The sequence below is a fragment of the Paenibacillus sp. VMFN-D1 genome (genome assembly GCF_003386155.1).
In the GTDB taxonomy this organism is placed as follows: Bacteria; Bacillota; Bacilli; order Paenibacillales; family Paenibacillaceae; genus Paenibacillus_AQ; species Paenibacillus_AQ favisporus.
In genome coordinates this window covers 262885-288046 of sequence record NZ_QRDU01000002.1, presented here as the reverse complement: position 1 = coordinate 288046, position 25162 = coordinate 262885, and the positions used below count along the sequence as shown (strand labels likewise).

General features: G+C 47.5%; 26 protein-coding genes and 1 pseudogene. 5 read left to right on the top strand and 22 right to left on the bottom strand.

Going from position 1 to position 25162, the window contains the following annotated elements:
- Nucleotides 1-62: 62 nt before the first annotated feature.
- Together C7820_RS16595 and C7820_RS16590 are read left to right on the top strand one after the other, a co-directional pair.
- Nucleotides 63-290, top strand: a complete 228-nt coding sequence (locus C7820_RS16595; protein WP_116231993.1) for a DUF6199 family natural product biosynthesis protein — start codon at nt 63-65, stop codon at nt 288-290.
- A 200-nt stretch (nt 291-490) separates the two neighbouring features.
- Complete coding sequence (locus tag C7820_RS16590; RefSeq protein ID WP_258875284.1) at nt 491-781, top strand: hypothetical protein; 291 nt, start codon at nt 491-493, stop codon at nt 779-781.
- Between the two features lie 264 nt (nt 782-1045).
- Here the strand turns inward: C7820_RS16590 and C7820_RS16585 are convergent, their stop codons facing one another.
- From C7820_RS16585 to C7820_RS16505, 17 genes and pseudogenes are all read right to left on the bottom strand, one after another.
- Complete coding sequence (locus C7820_RS16585) at nt 1046-2113, bottom strand: CHAP domain-containing protein (RefSeq protein ID WP_397334172.1); 1068 nt, start codon at nt 2111-2113, stop codon at nt 1046-1048.
- A gap of 137 nt (nt 2114-2250) precedes the next feature.
- Complete coding sequence (locus C7820_RS33480) at nt 2251-2412, bottom strand: hypothetical protein (protein WP_163879033.1); 162 nt, start codon at nt 2410-2412, stop codon at nt 2251-2253.
- A gap of 124 nt (nt 2413-2536) precedes the next feature.
- The gene (locus tag C7820_RS16580) at nt 2537-2899 is read right to left on the bottom strand and encodes a VOC family protein (RefSeq protein WP_116231992.1); all 363 of its coding nucleotides are present in this window, start codon (nt 2897-2899) and stop codon (nt 2537-2539) included.
- Nucleotides 2900-2962: 63 nt separating this feature from the next.
- Nucleotides 2963-3343, bottom strand: coding sequence for a VOC family protein (locus C7820_RS16575; RefSeq protein WP_116231991.1), 381 nt, complete (start codon nt 3341-3343; stop codon nt 2963-2965).
- A gap of 19 nt (nt 3344-3362) precedes the next feature.
- Entirely contained in the window at nt 3363-4109 is a 747-nt protein-coding gene (locus C7820_RS16570) for a class I SAM-dependent methyltransferase (protein ID WP_116232648.1), read from the bottom strand.
- 144 nt (nt 4110-4253) lie between these two features.
- On the bottom strand, nt 4254-4718 hold the full coding sequence (locus C7820_RS16565; RefSeq protein WP_116231990.1) for a VOC family protein: 465 nt from the start codon (nt 4716-4718) through the stop codon (nt 4254-4256).
- Between the two features lie 440 nt (nt 4719-5158).
- Nucleotides 5159-5347, bottom strand: a complete 189-nt coding sequence (locus C7820_RS16560) for a hypothetical protein (protein ID WP_116231989.1) — start codon at nt 5345-5347, stop codon at nt 5159-5161.
- A gap of 248 nt (nt 5348-5595) precedes the next feature.
- Nucleotides 5596-6108, bottom strand: coding sequence for a phosphotransferase-like protein (locus C7820_RS16555; protein ID WP_116231988.1), 513 nt, complete (start codon nt 6106-6108; stop codon nt 5596-5598).
- A 294-nt stretch (nt 6109-6402) separates the two neighbouring features.
- Complete coding sequence (locus C7820_RS16545; RefSeq protein WP_181909139.1) at nt 6403-6732, bottom strand: low molecular weight protein tyrosine phosphatase family protein; 330 nt, start codon at nt 6730-6732, stop codon at nt 6403-6405.
- Nucleotides 6733-7083: 351 nt separating this feature from the next.
- Entirely contained in the window at nt 7084-8634 is a 1551-nt protein-coding gene (locus tag C7820_RS16540; protein ID WP_116231985.1) for a hydantoinase/oxoprolinase family protein, read from the bottom strand.
- Nucleotides 8627-9730 (bottom strand): S-methyl thiohydantoin desulfurase family protein, encoded by a 1104-nt coding sequence (locus tag C7820_RS16535; RefSeq protein WP_116231984.1) that lies wholly within the window; start codon nt 9728-9730, stop codon nt 8627-8629. The genes C7820_RS16540 and C7820_RS16535 overlap by 8 nt, the downstream gene beginning before the upstream one ends.
- On the bottom strand, nt 9731-10996 hold the full coding sequence (locus tag C7820_RS16530) for a cytosine permease (protein ID WP_116231983.1): 1266 nt from the start codon (nt 10994-10996) through the stop codon (nt 9731-9733).
- Between the two features lie 134 nt (nt 10997-11130).
- Nucleotides 11131-12660 (bottom strand): PucR family transcriptional regulator, encoded by a 1530-nt coding sequence (locus C7820_RS16525; RefSeq protein WP_397334171.1) that lies wholly within the window; start codon nt 12658-12660, stop codon nt 11131-11133.
- Nucleotides 12661-13184: 524 nt separating this feature from the next.
- A complete protein-coding gene (locus C7820_RS16520; protein ID WP_116231981.1) occupies nt 13185-13838 on the bottom strand; it encodes a lysozyme inhibitor LprI family protein in 654 nt (217 codons plus the stop codon).
- Nucleotides 13835-14482, bottom strand: coding sequence for a YdbC family protein (locus C7820_RS16515; protein ID WP_181909088.1), 648 nt, complete (start codon nt 14480-14482; stop codon nt 13835-13837). The genes C7820_RS16520 and C7820_RS16515 overlap by 4 nt, the downstream gene beginning before the upstream one ends.
- A gap of 152 nt (nt 14483-14634) precedes the next feature.
- Nucleotides 14635-14817: pseudogene (locus tag C7820_RS16510) on the bottom strand (tyrosine-type recombinase/integrase); the annotation flags it as partial.
- Between the two features lie 169 nt (nt 14818-14986).
- A complete protein-coding gene (locus C7820_RS16505) occupies nt 14987-16558 on the bottom strand; it encodes a copper amine oxidase N-terminal domain-containing protein (protein WP_116231978.1) in 1572 nt (523 codons plus the stop codon).
- Between the two features lie 150 nt (nt 16559-16708).
- Between C7820_RS16505 and C7820_RS16500 the strand changes: the two genes are divergently transcribed.
- The gene (locus C7820_RS16500; protein ID WP_084204047.1) at nt 16709-17092 is read left to right on the top strand and encodes a winged helix-turn-helix transcriptional regulator; all 384 of its coding nucleotides are present in this window, start codon (nt 16709-16711) and stop codon (nt 17090-17092) included.
- 125 nt (nt 17093-17217) lie between these two features.
- Here the strand turns inward: C7820_RS16500 and C7820_RS16495 are convergent, their stop codons facing one another.
- Nucleotides 17218-17724, bottom strand: coding sequence for a GNAT family N-acetyltransferase (locus C7820_RS16495; RefSeq protein ID WP_116231977.1), 507 nt, complete (start codon nt 17722-17724; stop codon nt 17218-17220).
- 101 nt (nt 17725-17825) lie between these two features.
- Nucleotides 17826-18671 (bottom strand): SDR family oxidoreductase, encoded by an 846-nt coding sequence (locus C7820_RS16490; protein ID WP_116232647.1) that lies wholly within the window; start codon nt 18669-18671, stop codon nt 17826-17828.
- A gap of 319 nt (nt 18672-18990) precedes the next feature.
- Here C7820_RS16490 and C7820_RS16485 point away from each other — a divergent pair, with 319 nt between their 5' ends.
- Complete coding sequence (locus C7820_RS16485; protein WP_181909087.1) at nt 18991-19722, top strand: MBL fold metallo-hydrolase; 732 nt, start codon at nt 18991-18993, stop codon at nt 19720-19722.
- A gap of 208 nt (nt 19723-19930) precedes the next feature.
- Nucleotides 19931-21022 (top strand): M24 family metallopeptidase, encoded by a 1092-nt coding sequence (locus C7820_RS16480; protein WP_116231975.1) that lies wholly within the window; start codon nt 19931-19933, stop codon nt 21020-21022.
- A 124-nt stretch (nt 21023-21146) separates the two neighbouring features.
- Here the strand turns inward: C7820_RS16480 and C7820_RS16475 are convergent, their stop codons facing one another.
- From C7820_RS16475 to C7820_RS16465, 3 genes are all read right to left on the bottom strand, one after another.
- Entirely contained in the window at nt 21147-21830 is a 684-nt protein-coding gene (locus C7820_RS16475) for a queuosine precursor transporter (protein WP_076173410.1), read from the bottom strand.
- Between the two features lie 298 nt (nt 21831-22128).
- The gene (locus C7820_RS16470; protein WP_116231974.1) at nt 22129-23211 is read right to left on the bottom strand and encodes a hypothetical protein; all 1083 of its coding nucleotides are present in this window, start codon (nt 23209-23211) and stop codon (nt 22129-22131) included.
- Between the two features lie 424 nt (nt 23212-23635).
- Nucleotides 23636-25030 (bottom strand): L-cystine transporter, encoded by a 1395-nt coding sequence (locus C7820_RS16465; protein ID WP_076173412.1) that lies wholly within the window; start codon nt 25028-25030, stop codon nt 23636-23638.
- Nucleotides 25031-25162: the final 132 nt, after the last annotated feature.

Genomic DNA, 25162 nt, shown 5'->3' with positions numbered 1-25162 from the left:
TTTGCTAAGCGGAACTTCAAGTAACTCCTAAGCGTCTTATATAAAAAGGAGCTGATTTACCCATGGTTCAAGCAACCTTCATTATTTTCGGTGCTATATTTATTGCACTCGGTATCCTTAGTCGCATTAAACCCACGTTTGGTTGGAATATGAATGAAGCGTGGAAAGTGAAAGGTGACTCCGAGCCAAGTGACGCCTACATTGAAGCCCGAAAATTTGGTGGGTTTATTGCGATCGTGATTGGTTCATTTTTCTTTGCACTTGGAATTCTATTAATATTTATATATTAAGCTCTCAGTAAGCAAGTTATTACATATTCAAGTAAATCTGGTGATAATACGATTCTATACTCGCTGGATTTATGCGAGCTGAGTCCCTCTCTTATTTCTGACACGACAGGGTTGATCATCTCTTATGTACTCTGTAACCGGCATTACGAATGGCCCACCGAGACATGAAATGATGTTCGGTCTGGAGGTGAAAAACAGCTATGAAAAATAGAAACGTAACAGGTATTGTGGTGGCCATTATTTATTGTATTGTCCTTTATGGGATTTTAATTGAAGCACCCCCTGGTGAAGTTCCAAATCATCCGCCATGGGCATACTTAATGATTCCGCTAGGAGCAATTGCAATTACGGCTCTCTTTGATTTTGTGATCAAGTACGATTTCTTCAAAAAAAGGAATAAAACAAGATCTCATTCGTTGCAACAAAACCTGGAAAAAGATCTGGCCCAACCTCACGATTGTGCACATTCGGCAAGGACTAATATTTTGTAACGCCGAGACGACAGCAACAAAAGGCCCCCATGCCGGAGACCCCTTAACCCTCTCTAACATTTATTTGCCTGATGACCGTAAAATCGGACCTCCGGGTACGCCTCATTTGGCCCTTTCAGCAGCGTTCCGGCGTTTCCCTTAATGCTCATCGAAAAATTCCAGCACGTCTTCAAATAGCCGCATACATTCCTTCTTCTGGAACCTTCAACATTCATGTTATCGGATGTCCAAGACTTTTCGAAACATTCAGCAATGAGTCCATATTTATAGGATAGGGTTGTAAGTATCATTAAATTGATATTCATAGTTGTTATCTATCCGGATATACCCTAATATACAATGCCACCTATCTCTGTAAAAAACACTAGAGTAGTTCTGATTATCCGTATTCCCTTCGGCGACTAAAATTTCATTATCATTGCAAGCCAGTACAATCCCCGTGTGGTCATGTGAATCATTAGATAGTAATTTTTCATAGATCACGATATCGCCACGTTGGGGAGTAAAGCCGTTATGCTTATCAATATGAAAAAAACCAGTTTCAGGTAACTGTGCCCATTCGAGCAACGCTCCTACACCGGCAAGTCGATATTTACCATTAGGATATCGGATCGGCATTAAAAATCCAGCTTCAAAACAACAATGATACACAAAAGCAGCGCACCAACTATTCTGTAAAACTTGATAGATGGCTCGATCCGGCCAATATTTACAAATTTTCCGATATCGCTGATCTCCTGGCAATCCGATGATGTTTGCTCTCCCCAGGTCCTCAGCAATTTCAGCCATTCTCATTCGTTTATCTACGTTACTAAAAACAATTTCTTCTTGGTTGCTCTTCTCAACTATGCAATCTCCCGGGATTCCCAGTTCACGAAAAACCTTCTGCTGCAGTCTGTCGGCATCTTGTTGCTTCACGATACAACCCGGATTTTGAAAATACAAATGCAGAACATATGCATCCTTAATGATTTCATCAAGAGGGCCATGGGTCCGATCTCTGTAATCTCTATAAAAGATTGCCCGTAAAATTGTGACCTGCTCTTCTGTAGTAAAGGCCTTCAGCTCTCTTAAAATCGGTCTTACGGTTTCTGCACTATTGATGCCAGGGAATTCTATGATCCCAGTATTAAAGCGGTAATAATCATGAAGAAGGCCACTAATGGCTGCGATTTCTTGATTTTGATCCCTTCTCTTTGCAAGCAGCGAGGCAGTGCTGGACACTCCATATAACTGAACACAAGCTTCCTGCCGCTGTATTTCACTATCCAATGAACCGATCATCTCTTGAACAAGAATACGAATGCTATCCAACCGTTTATTCAAAGCCACGCCTCCATGTTTTAATGCGCCGTAATGATGTACGTTGATTCTCTATAACGTTCCAATAATCTACGAACCCTAGAAGATCATCTGTTGTCATATATCCTCTTGTTATACTAACCTTCTCGATATTCCCTACAAAGCCACTAATCTTTCCTATCCCATACCACGATGAATAGCGTTGCTAATGGTCCAATTAATAATGATATTAGAAACCAATGAAGTCCGCTTCTGTTCTTTCCTTGTGCTAATCCTGCATTAATTAATGCAAGTGTTCCCCAGCCAACTGTGAACTCACTATTATTCATAAATTAACTCCTTATTTTTGTTAAATCGACGCTGCAGCACATTGTTAAACGAAGGAACTTTGTAACATCTCAGATCATGTACTTCATAATTCCACCTTTAAAATGCCTTTGAAATTACATATTTTTAAATTGGTTTAATAAACTCAACTCGATTGCCAAATGGATCCCTGAATTCAAATCTTTCATATCCTGGTATTGCAACAGATTCCAGTATCTCAATACCATTATTGTTAAGCAGCTTTTCCATTTCTTTTAAATTTTCGACTTCATACGCTAGATGGGCTTTCGTTTGTAAACGATCCACTCCATCTTCTGTCCCTATATGTAGCTGTTGATCTCCTACCTGAACCCAAAAGCCGCCTCGACCAACTAATGATTCCGGTTTTGAGATCTCTTCCAGTTTCAGAATGCCACAATAGAAGTTCCTGGCCTCTTCTTCTTTTCCCTTCGGAATTGTGATTTGGGCATGATGAAATCGTTTTATCATATCAATGCTCCTTTTGAAAATTTTTTAATATCGCTTCGTTCATACATGTAACGTTCTTCATATTCACGAATTGTAAGTAGAGATTTCTATTAAATTTCCATCTGGATCTCTTAGGTATACCGACGTGATCGATCCTAATGCCCCTGTTCTTAATACAGGACCTTCCTCAATCATTACATTGCAATATTCTAAATGGCGTATGACATCGGGTATATGATCGTCTGTTATAAAACATAAATCAGCAGTGCCTGGCATAGGCGTTTTCGCTTTTGGTTCAAACTCTTTGCCTGCTTCATGTAGGTTTATTTTCTGCTGCCCAAAATGCAATGCCTTTCGTCCTTCTCCAAACGTTACGGTTTGCATTCCTAAGACCGAATAAAATTCACATGTTTGATCAATATTCGAAACAGTCAACACTATATGATCTAAACGATTGATGTTTATCTTAATCAGCCCCCATTTTTTAAAGTTTTCTTGCTTTGATCACGAAGGTTACCGGAAACATCGTCGCTCTTTTTACCAAATCATCATTTGCATCGTGCAATTGTATGATTTCATTGTCAGTTTCTTCAATCATTTGTTCAATAACAAACCCTGCTTTCGCCAACGCATTGATGTAGGTTGATAGTTTACGATCAGATAAGGTTAATTCGCCGTGACAAAAATCTGGAGATACCGAATACCAGGATTCATCGAAATAAGGCTTGTTCATAGCAAATCTATTATTTTCTTGAACAACACATCGGTGTATAGGATGAGACCAGCTGAAAATAAATACGCCGTCTTTTTTTAAATAAGAAGCGATCCGGCAAAAAGTGCCTTCAAGGTCGGTTGTCCAGCCTATGGCGTAAATTGAATAAACAACGTCAAAATAATCTGCGGGTATGCCACACTCTTCTTCCATGGGAGAACAGATCAATTTGGCTGACAGGCCGCACGCCGTCAAATGCTGCTTTGCCTTTTCAATTTGTTTTTCTGATATATCGATCCCCCATAGTTCAGATGCATTGCGATCCCCGTGATATTGCAAGGAGTGACCGTTTCCACAACCAATCTCTAACATCTTTTTTCCGGAAACATCGCCAAAAAGTTGGCACTTTTCTTCTGAAACAAAGGCCCCATAATAAGGAAGCACGATGGCTCTTAAGAAGTCATTTCCTTTCGTATCCCAATAGAAGCTGTTTGTTTCATGAACATGATGCTTGTTCAACCTAATGACCTCCTCTTCTTCGACACCCCTCGGCCAAACCGAAGGGCGAATGCCCCACAGCACGAATATGTTGTTATACGAGATCTCTACTTCAACGAAAAATTTGCTGTTATTCGCGAAGCAGCTGTTATACTCGTTCTCCAATTAGGGTTGCCAAACTTCCCATATGTTGCCGTCAGGATCTGCGACCGTTATGTTCGGTCCGCTTGTCACCCGTTCACCTAAGATGTCCACTCCGTTTTCCTTGAATCGTTTAGAGAGTTCTTGAATTCTCGGAGTAATAAAGCATGCCATTGCATGGGGTTTGCCGTTGTCCAGTGACCATGAAAAACGTAATCGACCGCCTTCTTCGTCCGATTGGTGAAGGAACAATGCAGGTACGACTTGCCTTAAACCAGGGGATGGCAGGTTTCCATTACGGTCGGGAAGATTCAATACAGCCATCTTCATTCCAGGCTCAACAAGGTCGTTGTTTGAGGGTTGGTACCCTAAATTCTTTTGGTACCACTGAATAGACTCGTAAACATCATTTACTGGCACGTAAATACAAGTGATACCCGTAATGTCTTCCAGGCTTTCTTCCACTTCGTACCCCTCATTAGCGTTCATATCAATTCCTCCCTCTCATCATTGGTAATCAACTTTGATATAGATGTAATAAAGACCAAGTGCTGCGAACACTTGGTCAGTATAATTGGCTTGGATGGCTTATTCCATCGAGTCAAACAGGAACAAAACCCACCTTCGGCCTCAACCTTTGGGTGGGTTTTTACTTTCTCTTGTTGTTATTATGAGGTAGGGTGAAAGAGCAAGAATGAAATCCATGCCCACCTAAGATTCGATTAGTTATATCTTACCTTTATTGGCATTTTCGTACAAGCGTTCTCAATTGCATATGTCCGCCTTAACAATCTATTGTTTTGAGTCTTTCAAATTCCTTGTACCATTCTATTTTATGAGTTTTTAATAATCCTAAAGCTTCATTCAATGCTGAATCTGTAAATATAGTTAGTTTTTTGAAGTCAATATTCGAATTTCTTATCCAGATTTCAGTCAAAACCTCTCCGGCACTTGCTTGTAGCATTATAATCGATCTGATTATTCTTTGCTATATTAAATAGCGCTTCGATAACTTCATTGTTATTAAATTCGGCCAAGTCAATAATTGCATCATCTCTTTCATCGAATCGAGCTGATTCAGCTTTCACAATTTGAATAAGTTTTTCCCATCTCTCCAAGGAGATCACTCCAGATTACACATAATATTCAGTGCGTAACTAGATCCCGCCGAATCAATAATAACTTGTTCGTTTTCGAGTTTGTCTTAATAATCTAGTTTATATCTTATTATAAGCGATATATCTGTATTTTTAATCAAAACCGGCGTTCCCTTACTTCTTGTGAACCAAGGGCCGAACGGCCGGCAGCGTCCGATGCTCCCGACTTCTTCGAACAGCTACCAATAATATCTTGTGTCGTTTTACGATTACTTAAATAGTGTGTTAATTATAATTTCTGCACACTCTTCTGGTGTATTTAAACTGGTATCGACTGAGCAACTATATTGAATGTTCTCCGCCATTAATTCACTTTGCCAATCTGACTGATCCTCTGATCTATCCCCACGCTCAATATTGCGCTTGCGACATATATCTAAAGGACAATACACCTCAACAATTTCTAAGGGATACCCCATAAAAATGCCTTTAACCTTGTCATAGTGTGGAACTAACTCGGGTCTTTCAACTAAAACCCCATCGATTAGAATGTTCTTGCCACTATCTGAAAATAATCTTGCTGTATGGTACATCATAATAATGACTTCGCTTAGATACTTCCAATAATCTTTATGCAGATGTTTATCCCCTATCATTTGTTCAAAAAGGTCATTTGCAACTACATAGAAAAATGGATCCGTATACGATTGAATTGCATCAACGATAGAAGTTTTTCCAGAGCCTGTTACTCCATTCAAAAAGATAATTTTCCCTTTATCCATCTGTCTCCTCTTCCAGTGAGTGGTTTTAGATAAGAATTACACTCTTCATAATACCTTAGGGGATTCGATAACTTTCCTTGAAAACTATCCTATTATTATCTTTCAGTTCTTTAATACCAAGTTCTGTAACTCTCAATGTTTGTTTCTGAATGATCACTAGCGTCCGATGTCTTGAAGTACCTAGCGTAATATACATGTTCAATTGTTTTTTTATCTTTATCCGTATCAATATCCAGATATATGTTGTCGGGGCATTCTTGAATAATCTCAAAAATAGACCATTCCATATTCTCTTCATTCAGGTACTTCAATGTATTCTGATACTTTTGTTTTCAATATTTCAATTAGTTCTTCATCCATATATCTATATTCATCTTCTATATCAAGTCTTATTACTCGCTTTCCGTTTAGATCTAAGCTGAATTTTTCTTTCAGTCTTCTTTCATGTTTTTTCTCCATTACAAATATTAAATCAGCCCATCCAATATGGCCGGCAGTAACTTTGATTCTCGCGTTCTCTTCTGTACCGGCAGATTTTACATCATACATGTTGTACTGTTCAAATATCTTCTCTGCTGTAAGACTTCTCCATCTATTTCTACTACAGATAAATAACAACTTTATATTGATCACCTTCAGAAATTTTTTTCATATCTCCCTTAAAATAAATATACCACTACCACCAAATCATGGTAATGATCTATTATCTCCGAACACGAGAGGCTTAAGGAAAATCGCGCCGGTTCCTTGTTATTTGATGTTCCTGACTTCCTCAAGTTAACCTCAAGCCTCATTCTTTCAATAACCTCTTTGCAAATATGACTGAGAACAAACCCACCTCTGACCATCAACCTTTGGGTGGACGCTCAATTTTTTTATAGAATGTGTGTGATCTATTTTTTGCTCACCTCATTACACCTTATTGATAAAAAAAGAGCCTCACACAAGTTATATAACTCGTGTGAAGCCTCTCATCTACTTCATGTTTCCTACTACTTTCACTCGCAGTCTCGTCGCATTTCCCGGATGATAGGCCAGCGGGGTTTCTTCCACTTCCACAAGCTCAACCGTTGCCGGATCAGCGCCAGCCAGCACCGCCTGCTTCACGGCTTTTTCTTGCGCATCTCTTAATGAATCCTCACGGGGCTCTGTAGAATAAATATAAATTTGTTCATATTGTCCGCTGATTTGAGCTATACACGCGCCAATGGCGTTGGCTACGCCGCCGTGCTCAGGCTTGATCATATGGGACACCCCGCGAATCGTGTCCGGGATAACGACACTGCCGCCGCCTACCAAAACAAGCTCAACGTCTCCCGAGGATGTCTTCATTTTATCAATGGCCTGCTCAATGATGGCTGCAATTTCAGACTGCACATTTTTAGCGAAGTCTTCTTCCAGATGCGCTACCAAGCTCTTATCCCCGACATCCGCGAGGCCCAGCCGAACGGCAATGTCGGTTGTCGTCAGCGTATGCCCGCCAAAGACCAGCGCTTCCTGTCCAATCTTGTATCCTACGCTGTCAGGGCCAACGGTAATTTTGCCGTTCTCCGAGCGCACAATACTTCCGCCGCCCAGCCCGACGGAGATAATATCCGGCATGCGGAAATTCGTGCGGATATCGCCAACCTCGACCGCAACCGAAGATTCTCTCGGGAAGCCGTCCTGTAACACCCCGATGTCCGATGTCGTCCCTCCCACGTCGAGAACCATCGTATCTTTGATCTTCGCCAAATAAGAGGCACCGCGTATGCTGTTCGTCGGCCCGCAGGCAATGGTCAGGATCGGAAATTGCTTAGCGTAATCGATCGACATCAGGGTACCGTCATTCTGGCATAGGAACACCGCTGCGTCTGTGATGCCCTCTTCTTCCAACGCCTGCACAAATCCTTGGGTTGTCGTTTCAATCACCTTGCATAAGGCTGCGTTCAGTATGGTCGCATTTTCCCGTTCAATTAAGCCGACAGAACCAATCAATGAAGAACAGGAAACAGGGAATTCAAGTCCGTATACTTGATGGATGAGATCACGAATCTGGAGCTCCTGATCATTTTTAATGGATGAAAACACACCAATGACTGCGATGGACTCGACACTGCTCCCCCATTCCTCTAAAAGAGCTGTAATTTCAGCTTCATCGACTTCTCCAAGCACTTGGCCGTCATATTCATATCCGCCATGAACGAGCGCATATTTACCCGACAGCTTCTGAACCATATCCTCAGGCCAGGACGTGTACGGAGCAACGGAAGCCGTTGCCGGGTAACCCAGACGAATGACGCCGACTTGCGCCAGCTTTTTACGCTCAACAATGGCATTCGTACACTGCGTCGTGCCTAACATGGCATGCGTGATTTGGGTTTTATCAATATTCGATTCCTTCAGCAAATTCCGGAGCGAGGTTTCAATCCCTGTTTTAATATCTAAACTTGTTGGGGATTTAACCGCGTGAATCAAATGATGATTCTCATCCAATATGATGGCATCTGTGTTGGTGCCGCCTACATCGATCCCGATTCTATACATTCTCAGCCACCTCCTTTTTCACCAGTTCCTCAATAGCAACATAATCGTAATCATATCCGAAGTATCTTGGTCCTACCGTCTGGACTCCCTTTTCCGTTCTCCACTTTTCATGAGCGGGCAGTCCAACCACCCGTACGCGTTTTCCGTATTTCAGGCTCTCCGTAGTTACAGGCGACAAGGTTTCGTAATCAACCAGACAGATCAAATCAGGGGTCATCGCTACCACTTGACCATTCTTTTCAGCAATCAGGTTTTCATTTTGAAAATGAACCTTCATCTCGCCGCCTTTAAACGCCTCGATTCCTTCAAGATGCATTTGGCCGAGATTGAATCCTCCCTTGGTTTCCCGGATGACATCCACAATTTTGCCTTGGAAAAGTTCATAGCCGGACACCAGGTTCAGCAGTTCTTGAAGCTTATCGCCTGCGTCCCGGTTCTTCGATGTAATGATGGCTCCGATCTGTTCGGACAGGGTCACGATATGATGAACGCCGCTCTGCTTGATTTGAGCACCCGTTGCCGGGTACAGGCTGACTAAAGCACTGGCGCCCATTTCAACCGTGGCCACTCTGGCGAGCCTTTCCGTCCATTTATTATCAATGGTCTCAAAGATGCCGATGTTCCCTTTTTCATCCGTAATCGCCATCGGTGTCGCCGGAATGCCGTCCAGGTTAAACGTGACCATTTGCAGCTCCGGGAATGCCCGTCCCATACCGTCACAGTCGATCAGAGGCAATCCCAGCTGCGCTGCAACGACGATGGGAATCATGGAATTAACGCCTCCCGCTTCCATCGGAAACGTGCCGGCGATCAGTTCTTTTCCCAAGTACTTCGCTAATTTTTGAAAAACCTTAACAAACTCGTCCCCTTTAGGGAATTTCTCAACTAATACGGAAGGCGCCCCCATCATCGCGGCCGGGATAAAAAAGTCTTCATCCTGAATCTCATCGACGGAGAACAGTTTTACAGGTCCAAACTTCTCAATGGCCGAGATAGCCATCAATTTGCCGATGTAAGGATCTCCCCCTCCGCCGGTTCCTAAGAATGCTGCGCCGACGGCGATGTTTTCAACAGCTGCTTGATCTAAATATCTCATTTACGTTTCCTCCAATATGACTGTTTTCCGAGCCGATAAACGATAGACTGCATAATAGATGACAAAAGAAATGACAATGCCGATCAACGGCTGATTCGGTAACTGCGGCAGACTTGGGAACAGGGATAACACAACAGGGGTACAAGCGATGACCGCGCCCACCAGCCAGGAAATGACGCCCAGTATATTCACGCCTTCGACCTCATGCCACCGGCTCTTATCCCCTTTGCCAAGCACCCAGTACGATGCGATCATCACGCCTGCCACCGGCGGAATCATCGCCGACAGGATGGACATAATCGGCGTAAAATAGTTGAGTATGCCGACGACAGCCAGTACCGTCCCGATCGTTCCGGCGATGCCGACGGCCCATTTTTCTTTTTCCTTTGATACGTTGAACACGTTTATTAAGGCAAAACCGCCTGAAATGGCATTCACGAGGTTCGTCTTCCATGTAGCGAGGATCAAAACCACACCGCCAATAAACGGAGTCGTGATGCTCAAAAAGGTTGCTGTAATATCGCTGGCCTGGTAAGCAATCGTCAGGACGGCTCCTGCACCGATCATCAGCAAGCCTGCTGGGATAATTCCGAAAAGGGCGGCTTTCAGGACATCGGACCGTTTTCCCGAAAATTGGGAGTAATCTCCCGCGACAACGGCTCCCAAGGCAAACGAACCCAAGGTTACCGCCAGTCCGTCCGTAAAGCTCATAGCTCCATGTGGCTTAAAATTCTGAATGATCTGCAGGGAGTCACCGGTCAATGCCTTGATAAGACCAAAAACGCTGATCCCAATCAATAAAGGAACGGCAATATAGCTGATGACGCGCAGCACTTTAACGCCATAGATCGCCGAGACCACCATCACAAGACCGCAGATGAGGGAAGCCAGCGGAACCGGGACACTCATTCCACCTACGGCTAACAAATTGGCCAAGGCCGCACCGCACACATTCGCCTGAATTCCGAACCATCCGAGGCACGCAATGGCGAGGATGATCGAAAGAATCGTCCGCGATCCTTGTTTGCCGAACACCTGACCCGCAACCTGAACCGTCGGTCTTCCCAGCTCCGTGCTTTGAATCCCCTGCAAAATCATGAGCAATACAATGATGGAATAACCCACCAACGTGACGAGCAGCGCTTTCGACAATCCCATGCCTGCCACCAGCGTGTTTCCCACCAATAAACTGGGGATGCTGATGACCGCACCGGCCCAGATGATCCCGAGACTGAACCAGGATTGATGCTCTTTAACGGCTTTCATAGGTTCTCCCCTCCTCAACCTTGTTCGTTCGAATTGTTTTTCTCATTGTAAAAGATGAAGCCGGGCAGCGTCTTTTTCAGAAAACAAAAAAAAATCCGATGTTTTTGTCTGATTCGACAAAACATCGGAACTTTTTAGTTATGGATGAGACGGTAGACCATGCAGGCGGTATAAACATCGTACGATTCCGAATTGATGGTCACATCATATCCGATGAGCTCGCAAATTTTTTTAATGCGATATTTCACCGTATTTTTGTGGACGAACAACAGCTTGCTGCAGTCATCCATATTCCCCTTCGCATCCAGAAGAAACGTCATCAGGGTTGTCAATGCGTCAGGGTCATCCAACAACGGCTCAAGGACAGACAAGCATTCTTCCGTGATCTCTTCCCCTTGTTTGCTAAGGTCAATGGCCCGTTTCATGGAACGGACTTCAGCCGCGGTGTATAATTTGCGGTGATGGTAGATGCGGTGTACCTCTTTAGAGGCTTCGTTGACGAGCTGGTACATCCGGCGTACATCCTGTGTGTTCCGCATCCTCGGAGAATATACGATGCTCGATATTTCAGCGATGAGACTCGTGGTTTCGATATATTCCGCTGCGATTTCAAACTCATTGTATTTATAGGAGCAATTCCCCAGCAAAACGACAATGCAGTGATCGATCGTTTGAATGACCGCGGTTTTATAATATTGCGAGAGATACGCTTTTAAGTCTTCCCGTATCCTTCTTTCCTCCGACAAATCCTGAATGTACACGAGCCACATCATTTGGATGGCGGAAACGTCGATATACAGCAAACTGGCCAATCTGCGCATTTTTTCGCTTTCATCATTTACAATGGCTTTAACCAGAGCGTATTCGCTGACCTCGTTATGCTTATCTCCCCACAAATTGATGGCCACCTGCACCACCTCGCTGATTTGATCCATTGTCTTCGGAGGCAGCTTCGAATTTTCTTTAATGATAAACAGGTAAAGGGACTCGCCGTTTTTTTGCTGAACACGTTTATATTCAACAAAGCAGGACGAATCCAGCTCCCCTTCTCCCGTTCTGCCGTTCAAAATGGAAGGCGCCATGGACCGGATCAGATCCGCAACAGGGAGCGATGAATTGCGCGGCCACATGACACGATTGATGATATCCAGGTTGCTGTTTGTCAGAACGATGTTCGCTTTCATCCGGTCCGACAGCAGTTTAAGGGTAATTTCCACGCTCCGCAAATGCTCCGGCAGCAGTGATACCTTTTCCAGTGATTCATTCACGAAATGCTCATTCACATTCTGATTGCTGACGATCGCCTCCATGACTTCATAAATGACTTCATTATATCGAAGAGAGTAATCGTTTCTCGGCATGCAAATGATAATAAAATTCAAAGATTCAGCCAGCTCGAGCACTTCATCGGCGATATCCGGCATTACAATGCCAACATAGTACAGAATCAGCCCCACTTCACCCAGGTCATGCAGGTACTGAACGGTTTTGCACTGCTGCTCCACGCTGTCTTTTATGGAATAAAAAGAGCTGATGACCAGCTCCTCGGCATACCACTCTTCTTGTACGGTCTGAATAATTTGCGAAAAGAAATTAACATCCGCCACCTCTAAAACAGATAAAGAGGATACGGTCTGATGAAGCCTGCTTGTTCCAGTGACCACTTGAGCTCCTCTAAATGAAGGCAGCTGCAGTATATCTTTAACGGTTACCCCAATTCAACCACCACTTTTTGTCGATTCAAGCTGCTCCTATCTTCAATCTGTACGATAGCTTGATCATATACTTCTCTACATCTTTTATAGATAATATTAGTATAACCCTCGTAATGATAAGCAACCAAGTAAGTTCCTTTGCCAACTATGAAATTTTTTGCATACTCGGCTTGGTCCACTTTACATGCCAGCTTAATAAAGGAGCAGCATATCTCCAACTGGAATTGTTTTCATGTCTTTCATTAAAATCTTTAGTGAGCCTTAGAATAATCATTTAGGTAATCCTTTCTCACACTGGTTTCGCGTAACCTTCCCCCATCTATAACGCGACCCGGCCTTAGCTAGCTCTTATCTTAGGATGGGTCATTTGTTGTCTGAGATACATCTATGATCATTCATCTGACAACCGAGGGCGATAGCACGAAGAGTGAATACAGTGTTATGCTCCGTTACTGTCTTCGAAGATTCCAACTCTATTTTTCACTTTCGTATATAAACTCAACTTCACGATCTAGCAAATATCGATATTCAAATAATTGCATTGTTCTTTCCCTAATTCTCTCTCGTTCATCCTTGGCTAGGCTTACCGATCCTTGTGTTCCAAGGTAACCATTATAAATAAATGTCTCCTCTACAAATTTTGTTTCCTTTAAGTGATACTGTAACCATTCTTTCTGCGATTCAATGAGTGCTTCTCTTGGTTCTCGATCCAACTTCGAAAGAAGCTTTTCATATATTTGATTCAACTCTTTATCCCAAATCTCTGTATATTTGCTTTCCAACGCCCCCCATTCCAATGTTGTAATTATCTCTTCGGAATTCTGAAATTCATTAACTTCCACTTCATAATCATGATCTATAGGGTTTCGAAGCATTTCATCATAAAATTCTCCTTTCAATTCATAGTTCCCAATGTTCATGGATATCACTTCATTGTTAGAAGGATCTGATCGACCTTCAGTTATTTCTTTCGATTCTGTTCCATTACCTGTACTCACTACATCAAAAGGCATTTCAGAATTCACTATTGATTTAGTCTCGCTCTTCAAGGTAGTCGATTGACTAATATTTTGACAAGATGAAAACACGATCGTAATAAAAAATAATAAGAGCATCTTACCTTTCATAAATGATCTCCTAGCACTTTCCACGAGTCCTCACTTACAAAGTGTTGACTTGAAATTCTAATTATGTCTAACTCCGTGTTCGCTCTCAATTTAAGATTAGTGAAAAGATGATTTGTGTAATTCTCATGTGCTTCTTGACTTACCCAACCAGTTAGGGTTAAATACCGATGATTGTCTTTAGAAGAACAGGCAAATTTTCCACCAAGCATCGCATTAGTCGTTTTCATTCCTGGACTCCAAACTTGATTTTGGACCTCTTTAAAATGATTAATTCTATCTTCTTTTACATCGGTTAATGCAGTTCGAATGAACTTACTTTTTCTAAGAACTGAAATAAAATCATCTAAAAGCCCTGTGATGTTATTTACTTCTTCAAAAAGTTCAACATTAATTGATGAATACGTCTTTGACTGATTAGATTTTGAGACTATCTCATCATGTACATTGCCCATAAAGTAATCATAATCTTCTTTACTTTCCCAAAATGAATATATACAAGCCGACAACTTATTTTTTATATCCCAACCGCCTATTTGGCCTATGAATCCTTTTAGGTTATGTATTAATTCCCAATTTGTTTGTAACCTTGAAAAAGTATCAACTTCATTGCTTTTTACTTGACATGTAATTCTTTTAATTAACATTTCGATGTACTCCTTTTGGAATTTTTCATCTCTTGCGCTGATTTCATATAACTCCCATTCTACGAATGTCGCATACTCTTTCCTTTCCCACCGAGTATGCGATATTCGTATTTCATTTGTATCTCCCATGGTATGCGAAATTACCAAATTATTCAATTCGATAATCGATCCAGCTGACTCAGTATACGGCGGACGTCTTTGATGCTGACATGGGTGTTGATTTCGGTGGTTTGGGAGCTTTCATACCCTAATAATTTTTGAATGTACCGGAGATCAGTACCTGATTCAAGAAGATGTGTGGTGAAAGAATGCTTCGGTGTATGCACCATAGCGGGCTTAACATTTCCCTTGCCTCTTTGATTTTTTTGTTAGTCGACCGCCCCCTATGCCCCTTATCCCCATTAAAAAAGGCAGCCCCTCAGGGCTGCCTTCAGTTCTTCTCATACGTTCCGCATTCTTCATCCGAGTTTTTCAAGCTTCCCAGCTTTCAAACCCATTAATAATCTACTCCCGCACAATCGTCACCAGCTGCTCGCTCTTATCCCAGTTCACCTTCGTGCCGAAGGCGTCGGCCACAAAACGCAGCGGCACGTACAGCGTGCTGTCGCGGTTGATCACCGGCTGGGTCAAGGTAACGGCTTTGCCGTCGATCGTCGCTTGCTTGGAGCCTTCCTTGATGACGATCTGGGTGCCTTTCAGGTCATCCACCATCGTCAGCTGCTTCGTTGCCCCGTTCCATTTTAACTGAGCATCCAGTTGACCGGCCACATACTTGATCGGCACCATCGTCGTGTTGTTCACGATAATGGCTTCCGGGTAGTACCAGTAGTCTTCGTCGTCTTCAGCATTTTGGCGCGTTGTCAGCGAAATCTGCTTTTGCGTAATCTTCGCATCTTCCATCAAGAGACGGTACAGGTCGGATTTCGCATCGAGATGACGGATCACTTCACCTGGCGTCACGCCGATCAAGCTTGGTTCCCACACGCCTTTGGACGTGTCGACCTTGTTCACAGTCACCGGCTGGTTGACGTTCCACGTCTCCGACTGCGAGTGAACCTTCACCTGCTTCACAGGCACGCCTTCACCCTGCGGAATTTGGATCGTCAGGTTCATGTTCTGCTTGCGGATCTGCAGCTTGCTGTCCAGGAAGAAGTCCAGGGACAGCACGGTATCCTTGCCAAGGATCACCGACATATCGGGTTCAGCCATCATTTCTTTGACGGTGTCGTCGTATTGAGGCAGAAACTCGTTCAGCGCCTTCAGCGCTTCATCGGTAAAATAAGTCACCGCCGCGTCTTTATCCTTCAGCACGCTTTCCGGCGTGCCGAACGCTGCAGCCATATCGCCCATGTCCTCACCGGACTGGCTAAACGTAGATTCAAAGATCGGATAGTAGACGTCGTAGACGGCTGCGATCATTTCTTTCAATCCTTCTTTGTCCTGGGATACGCTGGTCAGGAAGCCTTTAACCAGGCCTGCCAGCTCATCCCCGCGAATGTCGATGTGCAGCTTCTGCAGCGACAGCGATTCGCCGTTCACTTTGTCAGTCACGGAGGACAGTGCGATCGAGGACGGATTCGGAGCGTGCTTGATCAGGAAGCTGCCGACATCCTTCACCATTTTCAACGCGCTTTCGTTGGACATTTGAAGTCCAGTCATCGTGAGCCCTTCCATGCCTTCCATACCGTTCAGCGGAATCACGACAGGTTGGGTCATGCCTTCAAGAGACAAGGCCAGGTTGTCCTTATCTACGGACAAGTGGAAAGGAATCTGCTTGCCGTTAACCTTCACGGCGCCTTCAATCGATCCGGTGTTTGGATCCTGCGTACGAGCCGAGTCAATCGTGAGCGAGATGGAGTTGATCAGGTCAATCATCTGCTTATCTTCTTCAGTCAGGCCGCTATCCGCAGGCACCAGTTCAAGCGACAGCGAGGACTTCGCTTCGGACGATTTGACATCCAGGGTACTGAGCACCGCTTTGTTGACGTCCAGGCCGCCAACGGCCTGACAGCCTGCTAGCACAATCAGCATGATGGCCAGTCCAAACGCCAATCCCCATTTAAAACGCTTCTTCATCAGTTTACCTCCCCAATATGTATGTATGGAAAAAATTCCATTTTATATAGTATGCCAGCAGGTAACACCGGATGTAAAGAACATTTCAAACCGTATATATTTAACGCGGCATTTACGATATAATGAACATCATAAACGAGGTGAAGAAGCATGCAATCAAGTCCTTTGTGCCCCAAATTGGAAAAAGGGATGGAAATTATCAACCGGCGCTGGACCAGCCTGATCATCCATCAGCTGCTGAGCGGCCCGAAGCGTTTTTGCACCATTGAATCCTCCCTGCCGATCAGCGGCCGGTTATTGTCGGAGCGGCTTAAGGATTTAGAGCAGGACGGTGTCGTCCGGAGAGAGGTTTTTCCGGAAACGCCGGTGCGAATCGAATATTCCCTGACCGAGAAGGGCATGGCACTCGAGCCGGTCATCCGGGGAATCGAGCTCTGGTCCGAGCAATGGGTCACGATTGATAATGCGGACTCCACGCCCGCCGAAGCTGCCAAGTGCTGCGAAGCGAAGCCTGCCTGCGACGAGGACCTTTAATACGTACGGATTGGACCAACGCCCTCATCATCACACACAACAAAAGGCGCCTGCTGCATGCAGAGCGCCTTTTCGATATTCCTGCCTTTATTATGGATAATGAGCCGTCATTGCCTCCGGGCTTACTATACTTTGCGCCCGACGATAACCAAATCCCGTTCCACGCCATCCAGCTCGGCCACGCCCGGCAGCACGCCCCAATCCTCAAAGCCATAGCGGCGCAGCAGCTTCAGACTCGGTTCGTTATGCGCGAACACAAAGCCCACCAGCCGGTTCAGTCCGAAGCGTGGAGCTTCGGCCAGCGCCTTTTCCAGCAAAATCCGGCCAACGCCCGCCCCGCGGCACTCTTCCGCCACATAAATGCTGATCTCCGCCGTCGCGTTATAGGCTGCCCGCCCATAAAAAGACTGGAAGCTGAGCCAGGCCACAACCTTCCCTTCGGAACGCATGACCCACAGCGGACGGTGATGGCTGTTATGCTCATGGAACCAGGCCAGCCGGCTCTCTACCGTCACAGGCTCCAGATCCGCGGTCACCATTCTTCCCGCCACCGTCGTGTTGTAAATATCGACCACCGCCTGCAAATCTTCCAGCGCGGCGTCTTCAATGATGTAATGTTGTTGCGTCGTCATCTGCCCTGTTCAGCCTCCTACCGCTTGTCTACGAATACATATTATTTTCTATTGTAAAAGAATCCGGGAATCTGTGCTATAGGAAGCTTTTGACGCTGCACTTACCCGTCCAGTCCCACCATCTGCTCGCTCCAAGCCCATAAGCGTTTTGCACTCTCCCGGTCGGCTGCTTTGGACTTCGGCGTCTGCTGCTTTTTCCGGTAAAAATATTTCCCGCTCACACCCGCAACCTCCGGCGAAGCTGCCAGGTAAATGGCGGTGTCCGCCCCCTGCTCCGGCGTCAAGAACATGGGCTTCAGCGCGGCCAGCACCCGCTTGCCAAAGCCCGTATCGCGGTTCACCCCGATTTGAGTCGCGACGGCGCCGGGATGGACGCAGTTCACGGTGACCCGGGTGTCTTTCAGCCGCTCGGCCAGCTCCACCGTGAACAAAATGTTCGCGAGCTTCGACTGGGCGTACGCCTTGATCGGATTAAAGCGGCGAGACAAAAACGGATCGTCAAAATGGATGCTGCCAGCCTTATATGCTCCGGATGCAACGACCACGATTCTTCCCTGCTCCGCGGCGGTCAGCCTGTCCAGCAGCAAGTTGGTCAGCAGAAAATGGCCCAGGTGGTTCACGCCAATGTCCATTTCGAAGCCGTCGCGGGTTAGCTGCCTTTTCAGCATGACTACCCCCGCATTGTTGACCAATACATCCAGCACCGGATAACGTGCCTTGAACGCCTCCGCAAAGCGGCGGATACTCGCCAGATCGCCCAAATCGCACAGCATCAGCTCAATCGCCTCCGAGCCGCTCCGGCGGATAGCCTCCTGCAGCGCAGCTTGGCCGCGCGACTCGCTCCGGCACACCATAATAACGTGCGCTCCCTGCTTCGCCAGTTCGACCGTCGTCGCCAGTCCCATACCGGAGTTGGCGCCGGTCACGACCACCGTTTTGTGCTCCATGCTCACCCTGATCCCTCCCTTTTCGCGTACTGCTTTTTCTAAAATACTAGCACACAGGCAAGGGAAAGCGTAGATGGTTCTGCTGAATTCCTCCCCTCCTCTTGCCGCATAGACAGCGCCAGTATATACGGCTTTTCCGTAGGCTCATACTAGAGTGGCACCCTGCAGGACCTGGCCATAACGGACAGCATTTTGCAGCACCGAGACTCGTGGCACTTTCAAGGACTGCTTTTTCTTTTTACAGATGAGAGGTTTATAATAGAAGCAATCCATGCTTCACATTAAAAAACATAGGAGGTGTACCGGATTTATCCGGGAAATGATGCAAATCGGACATCAGATCGTATCCATTGAGCTGTTTGCCCAGCCGACGGCCGAGCAGCCAGCTTACCAGCCAGTCCTGCTGTGGGATGAAACCGGAGCCACGCTCGTCGACACCGGCAATGTCGGCCAGTTCGACCAGGTCCAGAAAGCAGTCTCCGAAGCCGGTCTCACCCTGAACGATATCAAGCGCGTCATCCTCACGCACCAGGACATCGACCATATCGGCAACGTATCCCGCCTGCTTGAAGCTAATCCCGACATCGAGATCTGGGCCCATGAAGACGATATTCCCGTCATAACCGGACAAGAGCCGCTGATCAAGGTCACGCCGGAGCGTCTCGCCCAAATGCCCGAAGCGGCCCGGGAGGCAATTCAAAACGTTCTCGACGAGCGTTCCTCCATTTCCATCAGCCGGGTGCTGCATGACGGGGATCATCTGGAGCTGCACGGCGGCATTCAAGTAATCCATACACCAGGGCATACACCGGGGCATATTTGTCTGTACCTTCCCAAAGAAAAGCTGCTGCTCGCAGCCGATGAGCTGACCATTCACGAGGGCGAACTGCAGGGACCGATACCCGGTTTCACGCCGAATATGGCGCAAGCCATCGAAAGCATGGGCAAGCTAGCCGATCTGCCGCTGGATGGAGTGTTCTGCTACCACGGCGGCTTGTACGACAAGTCACCGAACGAACGCATCCGGGAGATCATTCAGAGTCACCGGTAACCCATACGTCTATCGAAGTCATTGGATTGAAAATGACCGCGTTTAAAGAAAATTTTCGAGCCGCCTAACCATAGGATTGAAGTGACACGGGGAGCCTGGATCGGGCAGTTCGATCAACGAGCAATCGAGCCATCGGGCAATCGGACAACAACATTGACGGACACGGCCTGCCCACCAGCCCCCTCTACATAAGAAAGGATGAATAACCATGAGCAACCGAATCACCGCCTTGGAAAAGGCCATGAACGAACACGGCCTCGACAGCCTGCTCGTCACCGACCCTAAGCATGTTTATTACCTGACCGGTTTTGCCAGCAACCCACATGAACGGTTTCTCGGCCTGCTGCTGACCCGCGGCGAACAGCCGCTCCTGATCGTGCCCGCCCTCGATGCCGAGGCCGCCCAGGCCGCATCCTCGGTAAAAAACATCATCACGCATGCCGACACGGACAATCCGTACGACCTGCTTCGGCAGCAGTTCAAGAACACGATCGGCAAGCTCGGCATCGAAAAGGAACAAATCAGCGTGGCGCGCTATGAACAGCTGCAGCAGTCGCTTGGCGCTGGGCAGTACGAAGATATCGGTCCGCTGCTGCGCGCGATGCGCGTCAGCAAGACGCCGGAGGAAATCCAGCGCATGAAGCATGCGATTGACCTGATCGAAGAAGTGCTGCGGCAGGGCCTCTCCCGCGTGAAGCCGGGTGTGACTGAGATCGAAATCGTCGCCGAGCTTGAATATTTAATGAAGAAACTCGGTGCGGACGGTCCTTCGTTCGACACGATGGTGCTGACCGGACCGAAGACGGCGCTCCCACACGGCACGCCAGGCCAGACCAAGATCCAGTCCGGCGACCTGCTCATGTTTGACATGGGCGTCTACGCCAACGGCTACGCTTCCGATATCACCCGAACGTTTGCGGTCGGCGACATTTCGCCGGAGCTGACGAAGATTTACAACACCGTGCTTGAAGCCAACCTGCAGGGCATTCAGGCGATCAAGCCGGGCGTGACGCTGGCTTCCATCGACCAGGCGGCCCGCCAAGTCACGGAGGACGCAGGCTACGGCCAGTACTTCATGCACCGTCTCGGGCACGGCCTCGGCATGGATGTCCACGAGTATCCGTCCGTGCACGGCGGCAATACCGACTTGGCGCAGCCGGGAATGGTCTTCACCGTGGAGCCGGGCATCTATGTGCCGGGACTGGGCGGTGTACGGATCGAAGACGATATCGTCGTCACTGACAGCGGTGTTGAAGTCCTGACCTCGTATCCGAAGGAATTAACGGTAATCGGCGGTTAATGCCTTATGAAACAGGAAAACCGGAAGACCCCATCGACAGATGGATCTTCCGGTTTTTTTGTGCTGCAACCATTCAGCTTATCTATTGAACAGCGGCAATCATTACAGTGGCCGTCTGCTCTGCTTAATCCTCGTCCTTGAATTTGAAATCGCGGGCGATATATAGAAACGGCGTTCCCACCGCGGTCAGCACGAACTTGATCAGATACGTCGTCAGAAAAATTTCAATCCAAACCGACAGCTCGTAACGTCCGGCAAAAGCAATCGTGCAGAAAATAAGCGTGTCCACCAGCGAGCTGATCATCGTGCTGCCGTTGTTGCGGATCCAGAACTGGTTCCGCTCGCCGAACAGCTTCCGCAGCCAGGCATACAGGCGAACGTCCAGGAACTGGCTGACGAAGTAAGCCGTCAAGCTTCCCAGCGCCAGGCGCGGCATCAGGCCGAAGATGTTCTGCAGCGATTCCTGCGCGAGGTCGCTCTCGTCCGGCGTAAAAAACAGCGCCATCTGCATCAGGAGCGTCGTCATCAGCAGCGTGAAAAAGCCGAACCACACCGCCTTCTGCGCTTCCTTCCGGCCGTATTTTTCGTTCAGCAGGTCACTGGTCATATACAAACTGACATACATCGTATTGCCCAGCGTCAGGACAATGCCGAAAATGTCGATCGTCTTCGTCACCTGAATGTTCGCGATCACCGTCGCGACCCCGATCCAGGCGTACAGCCCCTTTTTGCCGAATAAACGGTAGCATAGCAGGTACAGCGAAAAATTAACAAGTACGAACAAAATACCCCACAACAAATTGTACACTCGTGTTCCTCCTAGTTTTGATTACGCGGGATGGTTGCGAACCGCGGTTTTGGGGTCTTTGTCTATTCTTTCAAACCCAAAACATGTACTACTGTATCACACGGAAACGGAAGTTGCCATGTTTTTTTCTGGGACTGGAAGTGCTCTTGGGCAGGCCCCGGAACCTCCGGGAGACACTGCTGCAAACAAAAACTGCCCACGATCCGACGTTCGCAGCCGGCATGGGCAGTGTTTTCAATATTTCATATAAAATGGATCACACTCGTTCATCATCCAGAACAAGTCACAAGGCACGCCTTTACTTCACGTCCGAATTGGTAAAATACAGCGTCTGCGGTCCGGCCGCTCCACCGGTCAGGCTCAGCTCGGCAGCGATCGTTTTGCCCTTTTTGTTCACCGTAAATTCGGTAAACTTCCAGGCTTTCTGATAGTTTACGAACGGCGATTGCAGCAGATCCTTGCCCCAGCCGATCACGTAGTGGCCCGCGCCGCCGGAGGGGTTATCGTACACGGAAATGGTCCGTTTGACGTCCAAATCGTTGTTGATGGCCACGCTGAGGTTGTACATGACCCCATAGTTGCCGTTGTTGATGACGGTTCCGCCGTCCACCGCGTTCCAGCCTTCCTCATACTCACCCGGCATGCTGTCGCTCCACGGACCGCTCGCCGCTGAGGAAATGCGGATCAATGAATTGCCGCTCGACGTATTGTAGTCCAATGTACCGGTTCGGTCCGCATGAGGGAATGTCCCGCGCACGTGCACATCCTTCGGCAGAATCGGTACGTCCAATGGGTTAGCCGGCTGCTCTTTATAGCCCAGCGTCGTGACCGTGACGGTCGCATCCCCATGCCCTTGCTGCGTATACGCGGCAAAATTGGCGATGCCGCTGGCGGTGTGCGTATTTTCCGCGAGGGCAGTCAAGTAATAGCTCTCACCCGGCTGCAGGATCGCTTCCTGCTTCTGGGCTGCACGATTGCTCATAAAATCAGCCAAGGCCATCTGGCCGGCGACATCCGGATAGTAATCCGTTGCAAGCCCGATCCCCTCCGAGAACAGCATGATAGGCTCGTCGGACGTGTTGGTCACAGCCACGGCCACGGTCAGCGGCTCGCCGGTCATATTTTGATGATGCCAAAAGACGCGGAACGATCCGGTCACCGCATCCCTGTAGTAAGCGCCTTCAACTTTAGGGGATTCCGGGGAGTCGCTCAGGATCAGGGATCCGCCCGTTCCCGTCAGCACCGGTTTCACCATGGGGACCGCCGGTTTCAGCGTCTCAATCGGTACCAGCTCCGCGTCGTCCGCAAAAGCCGCAGCCGATCCGGACAGCAGCAGCGTGCCCAGCAGGCCGATGTTCAGCAGCCATTTCGTCTTTTTCATGCTCATTCCCTCCTGAATTTGTAAGAGTATCCTTCCAGGTGGCGATCGTGGGATGTCATTTCGGATGGTTAACATGTTCGCGAAGGTGCGGTGTTTTCCTTTTTTTAGGGACTGCGGCCAAAGGCTCATTTCTTGGGATTGTTTCGTGACAAATCTATTTTGCCTGATGGTGCGGGGCTCCCAAACATCTCAGCGCTGTTAAGCCTTGCTGCGGCACGTATCCTTTCTCCGCGGTCCCTCCCCACCCTGAGGACAGTTCGCTTGGGTTCGTCAGCCAGTCCTTTGGTCGCAGAAAATACCGTCGAATGGTCTAGATTTTTATTGCAATCTAAAAATGCCGATCCTCTCAAGATATACTTTCTCCTATCAAAAAAAGAAACCAAAGCCCGCAAAGGCTTTGGTTTCTTCGGACGCGTACGCAAGCTTACGCATGCGCCGAGTCAAGCTCGACATGATTGTTGTTAAACGTATCCTGGTCGTTCTCTTTCAAAATTTTGCTCGAGATCAGACCGGCCGTGATCGAGTCGTTGACGTTCAGCGCCGTGCGTCCCATGTCGATCAGCGGTTCAACCGAGATCAGGAGACCGGCGAGCGCCACCGGCAGGTTCATCGTGGACAGCACGATCAGGGATGCGAAGGTGGCACCGCCGCCGACGCCGGCAACCCCGAAGGAACTGATGGTTACGATCAGAATCAGTTTAATAATGAAATCCCAGCTTGTCGGATCGATGCCGACCGTCGGTGCGATCATCACCGCCAGCATCGCCGGATAAATACCGGCGCAGCCGTTCTGGCCGATTGTGGCACCGAAGGTTGCCGACAGGTTGGCAATCCCTTCCGATACCCCAAGCTTCTTCGTCTGGGTTTCCACGTTCAGCGGGATGGTTGCCGCACTGGAACGGGAAGTGAATGCGAAGACGAGCGTCGGGAAAACTTTGCGTACATATTGGATCGGGTTGAACCCGAACAGTGTAATCAGAATCAGATGAATGATGAACATAACGATCAGTGCCACATACGAAGCGCCGACAAACTTGGCGAGCTTCAGAATCTCATCGATATTCGTGGTAGCGGTCGTCTTCGTGATCAAGGCCAGGATGCCATATGGCGTCAGCCTGAGCACTAGTGTAACGATCCGCAGGACCACCGCATAGACCGCTTCAACCATTTTGCGGAAGGTAGCCGCCTGCTCCGGTTTTTTACGGTCAATGCCGAGAACGGCAACTCCGATAAAGGCCGAGAAAATAACGACAGCCAGCGTCGAGGAGCGGCGTGCTCCGGTCATATCCGCGAACGGATTGGTCGGAATGAATTCCAGTACCTGCTGCGGGATCGATTTGTCCTTCACGTCTCCCACTTTTTCTTCCAGCTTCTGACCTTGGGCTTGCTCACGGTCACCCGCTTGAATCTCAATCGCCTTCAGGTTAAAGGACAAGCTGGTTACGATACTTACCGAAGCTGCAATCGCTACGGTGATGAGCAGAACAGCGATGATCGAGCCGCTCATTTTGCCGAGGTTCTGTCTGCCCTTCAGGTTCATGATCGCCGAAATGATCGAAACCATGATCAGCGGGATGACGACCATTTGTAACAAGCCGACATAGCCGCTGCCGACAAGGCTGAACCAGTCGGTAGACTTGCTGACGACCTCCGATTGCGTGCCGAAGGCCCATTGAAGGATAAATCCGAAAATAATACCGAGCGCAAGGCCGGTAAATACGCGTTTCGTGAACGATACGTGCTTCTTCTGCATCCAGATCAACAGGCCGATCAGGATGAGCATCACAACGACGTTCACCACAGTCCAAAGTGTGTCCATCTCTCTTTCGTTCTCCCCTCTTGTAACAATAATGTTAACGCCTGTCCCTGCGGCTTGCCCGCGGGCAGGTCGCTTGCTTTTTTGGGCAATCTGTGAAACTGGACTTTAGTGTAGCATAATTCATACTATTTG